The sequence below is a fragment of the Lysinibacillus sp. S1 genome (assembly GCF_044986265.1).
GTDB lineage: Bacteria > Bacillota > Bacilli > Bacillales_A > Planococcaceae > Lysinibacillus > Lysinibacillus capsici.
Genome location: NZ_CP173154.1, coordinates 3,914,201 through 3,926,579 on the forward strand (window position 1 = coordinate 3,914,201; position 12,379 = coordinate 3,926,579).

8 protein-coding genes and 1 pseudogene are annotated in these 12,379 nt (G+C 37.6%); 8 read left to right on the forward strand and 1 reads right to left on the reverse strand.

From position 1 onward, the window contains the following. The first annotated feature begins 66 nt into the window (after positions 1-66). From ACHZEU_RS19605 to ACHZEU_RS19630, 6 genes and pseudogenes are all read left to right on the forward strand, one after another. The gene (locus tag ACHZEU_RS19605) at positions 67-885 is read left to right on the forward strand and encodes a DUF1444 domain-containing protein (protein ID WP_081011002.1); all 819 of its coding nucleotides are present in this window, start codon (positions 67-69) and stop codon (positions 883-885) included. Positions 886-887: 2 nt separating this feature from the next. Then, positions 888-1,502, forward strand: a complete 615-nt coding sequence (gene ytpR / locus ACHZEU_RS19610; protein ID WP_048393499.1) for a YtpR family tRNA-binding protein — start codon at positions 888-890, stop codon at positions 1,500-1,502. Between the two features lie 262 nt (positions 1,503-1,764). Then, a pseudogene (locus ACHZEU_RS19615) lies at positions 1,765-4,920 on the forward strand (DNA translocase FtsK). Positions 4,921-5,149: 229 nt separating this feature from the next. Beyond that, positions 5,150-6,463 carry a UDP-N-acetylmuramate--L-alanine ligase gene (gene murC / locus ACHZEU_RS19620; RefSeq protein ID WP_404803666.1) on the forward strand — a complete coding sequence of 438 codons (1,314 nt, stop codon included), beginning with the start codon at positions 5,150-5,152 and terminating at the stop codon, positions 6,461-6,463. 109 nt (positions 6,464-6,572) lie between these two features. After that, positions 6,573-7,076 (forward strand): DUF948 domain-containing protein, encoded by a 504-nt coding sequence (locus ACHZEU_RS19625; protein ID WP_048393503.1) that lies wholly within the window; start codon positions 6,573-6,575, stop codon positions 7,074-7,076. Positions 7,077-7,211: 135 nt separating this feature from the next. Further along, the gene (locus tag ACHZEU_RS19630; protein WP_004226105.1) at positions 7,212-7,712 is read left to right on the forward strand and encodes a YtxH domain-containing protein; all 501 of its coding nucleotides are present in this window, start codon (positions 7,212-7,214) and stop codon (positions 7,710-7,712) included. Positions 7,713-7,765: 53 nt separating this feature from the next. Here the strand turns inward: ACHZEU_RS19630 and ACHZEU_RS19635 are convergent, their stop codons facing one another. Further along, positions 7,766-9,919: a cell division FtsA domain-containing protein gene (locus ACHZEU_RS19635; RefSeq protein ID WP_404804604.1), complete on the reverse strand. Its 2,154-nt coding sequence runs from the start codon at positions 9,917-9,919 to the stop codon at positions 7,766-7,768. Positions 9,920-10,092: 173 nt separating this feature from the next. On the opposite strand from ACHZEU_RS19635, the gene ACHZEU_RS19640 reads away from it, so the two are divergent. Together ACHZEU_RS19640 and ccpA are read left to right on the forward strand one after the other, a co-directional pair. Further along, positions 10,093-11,178, forward strand: coding sequence for a bifunctional 3-deoxy-7-phosphoheptulonate synthase/chorismate mutase (locus ACHZEU_RS19640; protein ID WP_404803667.1), 1,086 nt, complete (start codon positions 10,093-10,095; stop codon positions 11,176-11,178). Positions 11,179-11,352: 174 nt separating this feature from the next. Continuing rightward, complete coding sequence (gene ccpA, locus ACHZEU_RS19645) at positions 11,353-12,357, forward strand: catabolite control protein A (RefSeq protein ID WP_404803668.1); 1,005 nt, start codon at positions 11,353-11,355, stop codon at positions 12,355-12,357. Positions 12,358-12,379 lie beyond the last annotated feature (22 nt).

Consider the following 12,379-nt stretch of genomic DNA (forward strand, 5'->3'; position numbering starts at 1 on the left):
AAGGAATGAACAGAACGGTTCACAAACATGTGAGCCGTTTCATTTTGAAGTTAGGATGTGAAAAAGATGAAGCGAATGAAGTCTGAACAACTAGTCGAGCTATTAAAAAAGCAATTAACTGAAGAGAAATATGAATTTCATTTTGATAAAAAGTACGATAAATTACGCTTGAATCATAAGACAATTGAAAAAGGGATGGAGCTCTCCTTACCTGGGATCTTAGCAAAATATAATGACAAGCAAGAGTCAGCGATTGAAGAAGTTATATATACAATTGAGCAAACCTTTAATGCAATGGTACAAGAAAAAGAACAGGGTTTCCAAACGACTACACAGATTTATCCCGTGATTCGTGCCACTTCTTATCCACAGGCATCGAAAGAAGGGCATGCCTTTATTACAACTGAGCATACAGCTGAAACGCGCGTTTTTTATGCACTCGATTTAGGTAAAACCTATCGCTTTATTGATGAATCCATGCTAGAAGCCTTACAATTAACGGTAGAACAAATTCGAGAAATGGCACGCTTTTCGGTGAAACAACTACCAACCGCCTATAAAAAAGATGAGGTAGCAGGTAATATTTTTTATTTTGTCAATGTGAATGATGGCTATGATGCTAGCCGTATTTTAAATGAGAGCTTTTTAAAAGAAATGCAGGCACAAGTGGAGGGCGATATGACATTATCCGTGCCTCATCAAGATGTATTAATTATAGGTGATATTCGTAATGAAACAGGGTATGATGTATTAGCACAGATGACGATGCATTTCTTTGCAGTCGGTACTGTACCGATTACGTCATTATCTTTTATTTATGAAGATGGAGAACTAGAACCAATCTTTATCTTAGCAAAAAACAGAGTGAAAAAGGAGCAAGAATAACAATGAACGTATTTTACAACAAAGAGCATGTAGGAGATGTCTTACTAGTTCAACTAGCAACGGAGGCTATTGTGAAAACAGAAGTAGAACGTGCTGGTGATATTGCTATTTTAAGGGAAGCTCAAACGGGAGAAATTAAAGCCTTCAATTTATTTAATGCGAGCAGTTACATCCAAACAGATGCTAAAGGCTTAGTAGAAGTGACACCAGAATTAGTAGCACAGCTAGCAGTGGCAATCGAAAAAAATGGAGCTAATATTAATCTTGATGTTGATTTTTCACCAAAATTTGTGGTTGGTTATGTAGAAACAAAGGACAAGCATCCAAATGCTGACAAATTGAGTATCTGTTCAGTCAATGTAGGAGATGAGATACTACAAATTGTATGTGGAGCTCCTAATGTAGAAGCAGGTCAGAAGGTAGTTGTTGCGAAAATTGGTGCCGTAATGCCTTCGGGAATGCTTATTAAAGAAGGAAATTTACGTGGTGTTGAGTCTTACGGCATGCTTTGTTCAGCGCGTGAATTAGCGATTCCTAATGCACCATCTGAAAAAGGGATTTTAGTATTACCAGAGGATGCTATAGTTGGTAGTGCTTTTGAATCACCAACTAAATAAAAATTCCCCTATTTAAAAAAGAAATTATTAAAATTTAAATGTTTTATCATGATATTATTCCTTGTGTCAAGGTGAAATGCCCTAAATCGTTATGTTACTAATATGCTAGTAGCATAACGATTTTTTTGTTTAGAATGAGCCTCTAAATGCAAGTTTCAAGACCGTTTTTATGSTWKKCTYTTWSATRYAGMYMYKGASCTAYKSRWMWMTWTAAAACTAGACAATGCTATAAATGAAGTGTAAGAGAAATGAGTGAAACGAAGTGAACTGGTTTAAAAAACAAATTAGTAAATTTATTAATAAAGAAGATGAAGACTATGAGTATGAAGAATATTATGAGGATTATGGAGAAGTTCAGTCGGAGCAATTACATACACAAAAAGAACCACCAATCGCTAAGCAAAAGACTTTCCGTTTCCCTTTGATTGACGATGATGAAGGTGAAGCATCCTATACGCCCTCAAAAGAAATGTTTGATCAAATGGAAGATGATGATTATGGACAAATTGGGGATTTATCGTTACCAAAACATTTAAATCATCATATTGTCGATTCTAGTGTTTATGATGTTGAGGTTTCAGGAATTCGAGATTTACTAGCAAATCGCTCTAAACGTACAGGTAGAAAAACAATGATGAAAAGTCAGCCTTCAGAACAAGAATTTCGTTCAAGAGCAAGCTTAGTCTTTCGAGATGCACAAAATGAAACAGCTACTATAAGTCCTATGACTGCACCTGCACCAAAAGAAAAGAGTCAGCGAAAAGAACAAAAAGTTGAAAATATTATGCCTGAGAATCGCAAACGATTTGTTCCAACAGATGTGCCTTCACCTGTCTATGGTTTTGCAAAACCAAGTCCCATCAAAGATTTATTAGATAAAAGAAAAGAGGAATATGAGAAGCAAGAAACCGATGTACAGGCAGTTGAAAGGGTTACTGTTGCAAAGCCTTTAAAAGAAGCGACAACAAATGAGGTCAATGAAAATATACTAGAAGAAAAAGAGCCGGCTAGCACAAACCAAACGGTTTTAACGGAACACCATGAGATTATTCAATCGAAAGAACTTTCGACAGTAAGTGAACCAATTATTTTTGAGGAAGAACTGTTGGTTGAMGAGAACGATGATAAGGAAAATTTGTCATCAAATGTAGCTGTGCCTCAAACTACTTCTTTTGCTATGGATTTTGAAGGGCAAGAGAAGGAAGCTGTTGTTCAAGATCAAACAGTTCAACAACTTTCAGCAGATCAATCGGAAATCCATGTCAAAGAAATGATTGTGGAACAAGTACAAATAGAAAATTCTACGATCCATATTGGAGAAGTTACTGTCGTTCAACCGTCAATGGATGACCAATCTCCTGATACTGCATCGAGGGAAGAAAAAAGTCGAATTCCATTTAATGTACTAATGTTAAAAACAGATAAAGAAAAATGGAGAATCCAACAGCAATTGAAGATGGCTCAGCAGCCTATACGTGTAGAGAGCATGCCAGAAACAGAGAAAAACAAACTAGTGGATGTGATGCCAGAAAAATCATCGTCCTTAGACAGCATGACAACAAGCGAAATGTCCGTTTCACCACCAGAAGATGACAACGATTTCCATATGTCAGAGACTGTTCAATTGCAAGTAGATGGTCCAGTGCAACTTGAGGTAAAAGATGAAGTAGAAAGTGTCCCTACAACAAGTAGTGCTGAAGAGCCTATTGCTGTAATTACAATGGCTCCTGTTACATCAATGTCAAGTATCTCAATAAATGAAAGAATAGAAATTGAAAAAGCAGCTGCTGATGAAATTTCTGCAACTATTGAGCCAGAGCTTGAATTAGAACCAGAACTTGAACTATCTTCAGAACGGGACCAAGTGTCAGAACCAGAACTAGCTATCGAACCTGAAGTAGTTTCAGAAATTGTAGATTATGCTCCGGTAGAATCTGTTGAGAATCAAGTAGCACCACAAGAAGTAGAAGTAGAAGTAGAAGCTGAGATACCAGCAAAGCCTGTACACGTCTATCAAAAGCCAACGGATGAATATCTAGAGCCACCAGAGGAAAAAACACAGGATACGGATTGGATGGAGCAACAGGGCGAGACATTAGTCGAAGCACTATCTTATTTCCAAGTTTCTGCGCAAATTGAATCGATTATGCAAGGTCCTGCTGTTACTCAATTTGAAATAACGGTGAGCCATGGTACAAAGGTGAGTAAAATTCGAAACTTAGCAGATGATTTAAAACTTGCCCTAGCAGCAAAAGATATTCGTATTCAAGCACCAATTCCTGGGAAAAGTTCGATCGGTATTGAGATCCCAAATAGAGTATCACGAGCTGTTCGCTTATCTGAGGTAACAAATAGTGCCTCCTTCGTTGAGTCAGATTCACCATTAGAGGCAGCATTAGGACTTGATTTGACTGGAAAACCTGTTACGTTAGATCTGCGTAAAATGCCACATGGCTTAATCGCTGGTGCAACGGGTTCGGGTAAATCCGTTTGTATTAATTCTATTTTGGTTAGTTTATTATATAAAGCTGCACCACACGAGCTAAAACYYRTSCTKATMGACYCTMMAAKSSTASARSWSKCSCSATTWWAYCRTATKCCGYATTYWGTTWGWCMTRWMAWTACARATGTAAAGGCGGCAACGGCGGCACTAAAATGGGCAGTTGAGGAAATGGAGCGTCGCTATCAACTATTCGCTCATGCAGGTGCACGTGATATTACACGTTTTAATGCCATAGCTGATAAAAATAATGAACATAGCCTGAAGTTGCCTTACATTTTAATTGTCATTGATGAGTTAGCAGATTTAATGATGATGTCTCCAGCAGATGTAGAGGAGGCVATTTGCCGTATTGCTCAAAAGGCACGTGCATGTGGTATTCATTTAATTGTTGCAACGCAAAGACCTTCAGTGGATGTTATTACAGGGTTAATCAAATCAAATATCCCTACACGTATTGCCTTTGCAGTTTCCTCTCAAATTGATTCTCGTACCATTTTAGATGGGCAAGGAGCTGAAAGGTTACTTGGTCGAGGGGATATGCTATATTTAGGTAATGGTATGTCAGCGCCCGTGCGTTTACAGGGAACTTTTGTTACAGATGATGAAATTGAATCGATTATTGAGCATGTTCGTGAACAGGGTGAGCCTGATTATATTTTCGATCAAGAGGAATTATTAAAGAAAACAGAGGTGTCCGCAGAACAGGACGATTTATTTGAAGATGTTTGTCGATTTGTCTATGAGCAAGGTGGCGCTTCTACCTCATTGATTCAACGAAAGTATCATATTGGCTATAATCGTGCTGCTCGTTTAATTGACATGTTAGAATCACATGGTTTTGTTTCGGAAGCAAGAGGAAGTAAGCCACGTGAAAGTTACATTACAGAAGAAGATTTAATTACTATGTTTGAATAAGAATTGCATTGTTTTCGTCTAGATTATCTAATTTACGTCGAATTTAGTTTTTTTAGAAAAGTTACACATCTATCCTTATGCATAAAAAGTGCTATAAKAGACAAGATGTGTTGAATAGTACGTATTTTTTAACACTTGTGAAGGTATTAATACCTAACCATTCGTGAAATAATACGATACACCTAATAGATGATAGATGGGATATTGAAATTCCCGGGGGGTTTAATTAATGACAGTTTTTCATTTCACAGGCATTAAAGGTTCTGGCATGAGTTCGCTTGCACAAATCTTATTTGATGCTGGTGAACAAGTACAGGGCTCAGATGTCGATAAATATTTCTTCACGGAGCAACCGTTACGTGAACGTAATATTCCAATTTTTACATTTAATGCAGATAATATTAAAGAAGGTATGACAGTGATCGCAGGTAATGCATTTTCCGATGATCACCCTGAATTAGTACGTGCTCGAGAAATAGGTGTAGAAGTCATTCGTTACCATAAATTTTTAGGTGAATATATTGGCAACTATACATCTATTGCCATCACAGGTGCACATGGTAAAACATCTACGACTGGTTTAATGGCACATGTGGTAGGTGGCTATAAACCGACATCTTATTTAATTGGTGATGGTACTGGGGCAGGTCATGAAAATGCTGATTTCTTTGTAATGGAGGCGTGTGAATACCGCCGTCACTTTTTAGCATATAATCCTGATTATGCTGTGATGACGAACATCGATTTTGATCATCCAGATTACTTCGCTAATATAGAGGACGTATATTCTGCATTTCAATCATTAGCATTACAAGTGAAAAAAGCAATTATAGCGTGTGGTGATGATGAACAGCTTCAACGTATTCAAGCAAAAGTACCAGTTGTGTATTATGGATTTGGTGCTGAAAATGACTTTGAAGCTCGTAATGTTGAAAAAACAACTGAGGGTACAAAATTTGATGTTTTTGTACGTAATGAATTTTATAGCACTTTCTTTATCCCATTATTTGGGGATCATGCTGTTTTAAATACATTGGCGGTTATTACGCTATGTGAATATGAAGGCATTTCTCCAGATATTATTCAGGAGCGTTTACACACGTATAAAGGTGTAAAAAGACGTTTTACTGAGACGGATATAGGGGATAATGTTTTAATAGATGACTATGCACACCATCCAACGGAAATTCGCGCGACAATTCAATCAGCACGACAAAAATTTCCTGAACGTGAGCTAGTTGCGATTTTCCAACCACATACATTTACACGTACACAAGCTTTTTTACAAGATTTTGCGGATAGTTTGAGCCTTGCAGATACAGCCTATTTATGTGATATATTTGGCTCTGCGAGAGAAACGCAAGGCGCGCTTTCTATTCATGATTTAGCGTCACTTATTGAAGGCAGTTCAGTGATTACCACTGAAGGAATTGATATATTAACAAAACATAATGGCGCAGTATTTTTATTTATGGGCGCTGGTGATGTTCACAAGTTCCAAGATGCTTTTGAAGACGTGCTTAAAAACAATGAAACAGCTTAGTCCGTAGGGGTTAAGCTGTTTTTTCTCAAATTTAAGCAGGAATTCCGTTTTTTTTGTCGAAGATAGGGAAAGTAATAGTAAAGACAATTTACTAGCAGGAGGTCAACTTATGGAAGTGATTTTGTATATTGCAGCCATTATTGCTGCAATCGGTTTTTTAATTTTATGTGTGAGCGTGGGCATGACATTATTCTCGCTTAAATCCATCTTAAACAGCTTAGCAGGGACATTATCTGGGATTGAAGGCCAAATGGAAGGCATTACACGCGAAACAACTTCTTTATTATCAAAAACAAATAGCTTAGCAGAGGATATTCAACATAAATCTGAACAATTAAATTCAGTTGTTCAAGCTGTTAAAGGTATTGGTGACTCCGTTAATGGTTTAAATAATTCTGTTCAGCAGATTACTACTTCTGTCTCTAAAAGCGTAGAACAAAATGAAGAAAAAATTGCACAAGTTGTACAATGGAGTAATGTTGCGATGGGTATTGCTGATAAATGGAAAAAGCGAAAAATCATCGAGCAGGAAACGGTATCACCTGATGCCTATGCATTTGAAACTGTGCAAGTAGAAGAAACACCAAAAAGAAAATGGGGTCGTAAAAAATGATAATTATTCAGTGAGTATTCTATGCTGGCTGAATAAAAATAAARTCTTAGACATATAAGTTGAAGATGCATCTGTGAAAATAGATGGACAACCAGTCTAGACAAATTTGATAATTAGATGGGGAGGAATTGTTGCATGACAACTCAAAAGCCAAATTTTAACGAAGTAAAGGAACAGCAGCTTGAAAGTTCTTTGCCTCAGCTTTATCATCCGCAAGACTCGATTTATGAAGAGGAGCGTGTAAACATGAAAGATTTTGTGATTGGCGCATTAGTTGGTGGAATCGTAGGGGCTGCTGCAGGTCTACTGTTAGCTCCAAAATCAGGAAAAGATTTACGCAGTGATGTGGCTGTACAAGCTGTTCAGCTAAAAGATAAGAGTGCAGACTTCTCGACAACTGCAAAAGATAAAACAGTTCAACTTTCTAAACAAATTCAAGAGCAATCTACACAATTAGTAGAGAAAGTAAAAACACTAAAAACAGCAAAAGCACCAACTGTTTTTGATGATGGTACGGTTTCCTTTGAAGGGGAAGAACCATTAGAGGATTATATTCCAAGTGAGGAACCAAAAGCCGAAGAAACGACAGAAAAAGCAGATCAAAAAGAAGAAACCAATGAAGAAGTTCGTGCATAATGCATAATATAAAGGGATACGTTACAAGATAAAGTTGTAACGTATCCCTTTTTTTAAATGATAGGTGTTGCTTCTAATATTATTTCTAATTGATCACCACCAAATATCTCTGTATCAAAGCTCGCTGGCTGACCATTTCTTAAAATCGTAAAATTCCCCTTAAAGGCACTTGGCAGCTGCCAATTAGAGAATCGGAAAACATCTTGATAAATCCAACGACTACGATCCTTTTCTTTAAATACTAAAGTCGCTCCATTGGGTACAGTGGATTGTGGTGACACAACCATTTTATTAACAATCGCTTCATTTGCAGTCTTCTTTAGTTCCAAAACTTCCTGTTGGAAATGAATAATGATTTTATCCTCTAGCAAAAGATTCATTTGGTCTGCGATATGCTGTACTGTTGGTAGAGATGGTTGTTGGAAGCTTATCACATCTCCATTTTGTACAGCATAGCTCAATTTGGCTACTTTTCCATTAATCATTAGCTGAGAAGAGAACTCTGGTAAATATAAAGGTTGTCCATCTACTTGAATCGTATAGGACTCAAATTGCTTTAACAAATGCCAATTATTAGTGATTTTGAATACATCCTCAATTGTTTCGGCAATATCAAAAACGACGATATCACGATCATTTAAAACGGTATCGAGTGATGCAGAAGAGTTATTGACAGAAATTTTGGGCTCAATCACATATTTGGTGTTTTGGATTGTCACAGTCTTTATTGCTGCATCATCTATAAGATCTCTTACTGTAGCCGTCGCCTGTTGCCCATCTTGGCCTTCTATTAACTGAATGGCATCTCCAGTTTTAATCAGGCTTTTTGTTGATGCCTGTTGCCCGTTTACCAATATTTCAGCAGGCTGACCATGTCCACCTGGTATAAATATGTCCTGTCCGTTGACACTGATAGATAGTCCATGTCCTGGTTTTCCATATAATTGCTTTGCACGAATATTTGCAGCTAGAAAGGCATCTGCAACAGTCATTTCTTTTAGTTCAAAAAGGCGTACCACTTGGTTATTGACTGTTAAACTCATATATTGAATCGGCATTTTTTTAGCAGCAATGGCAATACCAATAGGTGTGACTAATTCAGGTGAGGCTTTTATATGATCTTCTTTTGTTAAGTTTTGAATAGCATCAATGCCTCGAACAGCAATACGATTAGCTGGTAAATCTAGAACTTGACCTAGTTCTGTAGTAAGGTTGGGTGTTAAACTACCGCCACCAACCAGCATAACGGCTTTGGGTGCTACTCGATTATTGAGTCGTAGAATTTCTTCTCCGATAGACTTCGCCAACTGTTTCACTGCAGGCTCAATTGCTAAAAAAACCTCTTCCTTTGGATAGAACTGATCAAAGCCTAGAATATCTTGAATCAATATCTCTTCAGAGGTTTGTAGCTGACGTTTAGMCTCTTCAGCTACAGGGAAGWCTAGCAAATAGTGGTCGCTTAAAGMTTCTGTTATTTCATCGCCAGCTGTAGGGACCATGCCGTAAGCTACAACTGTACTTTTATCCGTAATGGCAATATCTGATGTACCTGCCCCTATATCAACAAGTGCCACATTTAGGCGACGCATCGTTGGAGGAATCAGCACATTAATGGCAGCAATCGGTTCTAACGTCAATGCTTCCATCTCTAAATCAGCTCGTTTAAGAGCGGCAATCAATGATTCCACAACTACCCGAGGTAGAAACGTTGCTATCACTTCGATTTGGGCTTCATCCCCTTGTTGATCCAACAGGCTTCCGATCTCCTCGCCATCCAAGCGATAATACAGGACTGAGTAACCTACACAATAATAGTGGCTAATTTTTGCATCCTCTTTTTGTTGCAAGAGTTGCTGCTGTGCTTGTTGAACAGCCTGAAGTTCCAAGCGACTAATATCTTCTTCAGTAAAAATTGGTCGATTACGAATATTGATGGTCACACTAGCTTGTTCAGTTTTCAAAGATCGACCTGCTGCTGCGACACTTACCTTTGTGAGAGGCCCATGTTTTTCTTCAAGTTCRCGTTTTATTTMATTAATTAATTCTGCCACATACATGACATTATGTATTTGTCCATCTACCATGGCACGTTCTTTATGCTCTTTTACTAAAATATCTTCCACATGAAAATGATCATTTTCTTCTTGGAGAATAATCCCGACCACTGAGCGAGTGCCAATATCAAGTGCGAATAGTTTAGAACTCAATGTAATCGCTTCCTTTCGCGTCATACTTGAAAATAATTTAGCGAGTTGAAGCGCTAAATTAAAAATGCGTGACATTCTGAACAACATTGATTATAATAATGCTATTATCTAAAAATGTAACATACATTTCAGAGTTCTGAAAGTGTCTGBCATGAGGAGAGGAGCAAGAAAGCATGAGCCAAAAAGATTTAGAAAGCTTACGTAGTCAAATAGACGGTTTAAACTTAGAAATTCTTCGTCTAATTAATGAACGTGCAGCTGTAGTTGATGAAATCGGTAAAATTAAAGAAAAACAAGGTGTGAATCGCTATGATCCGCTGCGTGAAAGACACATGCTTGATCTTATTAAAGAACACAATCAAGGTCCATTAAACCAAATGACGGTTGATTATATATTTAAGCAAATCTTTAAAACAGCTTTAAAACAACTTGAAGCTGATAAAAAGAAAGAGTTGCTTGTATCTCGTAAGAAGAAGTCAGAAGATACAATTATTAATATCAATGGTGAATTAATTKGGCAAGGAAAACCATCTTTCGTATTCGGTCCTTGTGVGGTTGAGTCTTATGAGCAAGTAGCAGCAGTTGCTGCTTCTATTAAAGCAAAAGGCGAAAAGTTAATTCGTGGTGGTGCTTATAAGCCACGTACTTCTCCTTATGACTTCCAAGGTCTTGGATTAGAAGGTCTGAAAATCTTAAAACGTGTGTCCGAGGAATATGGTTTAGGTGTTATTACAGAAATCGTGACACCAGGTCATTTAGAGGAAGCATTGGATTATATTGATGTCATCCAAATTGGTGCACGTAATATGCAAAACTTTGAATTATTAAAAGCAGCAGGTGCAACAAATAAACCTGTCTTATTAAAACGAGGTTTAGCTGCAACAATTGATGAATTCATTCATGCTGCAGAATACATTATGTCTAAAGGAAATGAAAACATTATCCTTTGTGAACGTGGTATTCGTACTTATGAAAAAGCAACTCGTAATACATTAGATATTTCAGCCGTACCAGTTTTAAAACAAGAAACGCATTTGCCAGTATTCGTAGATGTTACACATTCAACAGGGCGTCGTGATTTATTATTACCATGTGCAAAAGCAGCAATTGCAATTGGTGCTGATGGCGTCATGGCAGAGGTGCATCCAGATCCATCTGTGGCATTGTCTGACTCACAACAACAAATGGACATCCCAACATTTGACGCATTCTATGAAACGCTACAAAAATTCATGAAAAATCATGAAATTCATGCTTAATTGTTAACAGCGAACACCGCTTGCTTACTTCGGCAGGCGGTGTTTATTATATCGTGACAAAATAATGTCTAGAATAGGACTATTAGTACTTGGTTTTTACGTAGTTCTTCTTGAAAATAATATGAAAATTATCGTATGATAAGGCTATAATAGGAAAAAAGGGAGGCACGTACGATGACTGTTACAATTTATGATGTTGCAAGAGAAGCAAATGTTTCCATGGCAACGGTCTCTCGTGTAGTCAATGGTAATCAAAACGTAAAACCAGCAACACGAAAAAAAGTACTAGAAGTAATTGAACGATTAGAATACCGTCCAAACGCAGTAGCGCGAGGTTTAGCAAGTAAGAAAACAACAACAGTTGGCGTGATTATCCCAGATATTGCAAACAATGTTTATGCGGAGCTGGCTCGTGGTGTAGAGGATATTGCCACAATGTATCGTTACAATATTATTTTAGCCAACTCAGATCAACATGAAGATAAAGAGTTACAGCTACTGGATACAATGCTTGGAAAACAGGTTGATGGTATTGTCATGATGAGTGATGAGGTTACAGAAAAGATGCAGCAAACGATGGATCATTCGCCAGTACCAATTGTGCTTGCAGGCTCTGTGGATGAATCCCAAACAATTGCAACTGTGAATATCGATTATTTCCAGGCGGCTTATGAAGCTATTTCATTACTTATTCAAAATGGCCATACACGGATTGGTTTTGTAACTGGCCCACTTTCGTATACAATTAACGGAAAATTCAAGCTAGCAGCCTATAAGAAAGCATTGCAGGATGCTGGTTTACCAATAGATGAAKCATTAAHTGCWGCAKAAGAGTCCAGCTATGATATGGGCTTAGAGGCTTGGGAGATTTTATCTGCTCTTGAACAGCCACCAACAGCTTATTTTGCAGGAAGTGATGAATTGGCCATCGGTTTAATTCATGGCGCACAAGATGCGGGCAAAAATGTTCCAGAAGATATTGAAGTTATCAGCTTTGAGAACTCAAAGTTAGCACGAATGGTTCGCCCACAGTTAACAAGTGTCGCGCTACCGCTTTACGATATTGGAGCTGTTGCAATGCGCCTGCTGACAAAATTAATGAGCAAGGAAAATGTCGAGGACGAAGCGGTTATTTTACCACACCGTATTGAGCATCGACAATCTGTCAAAAGTAAATAATGATACTAACACGTAAATCGCT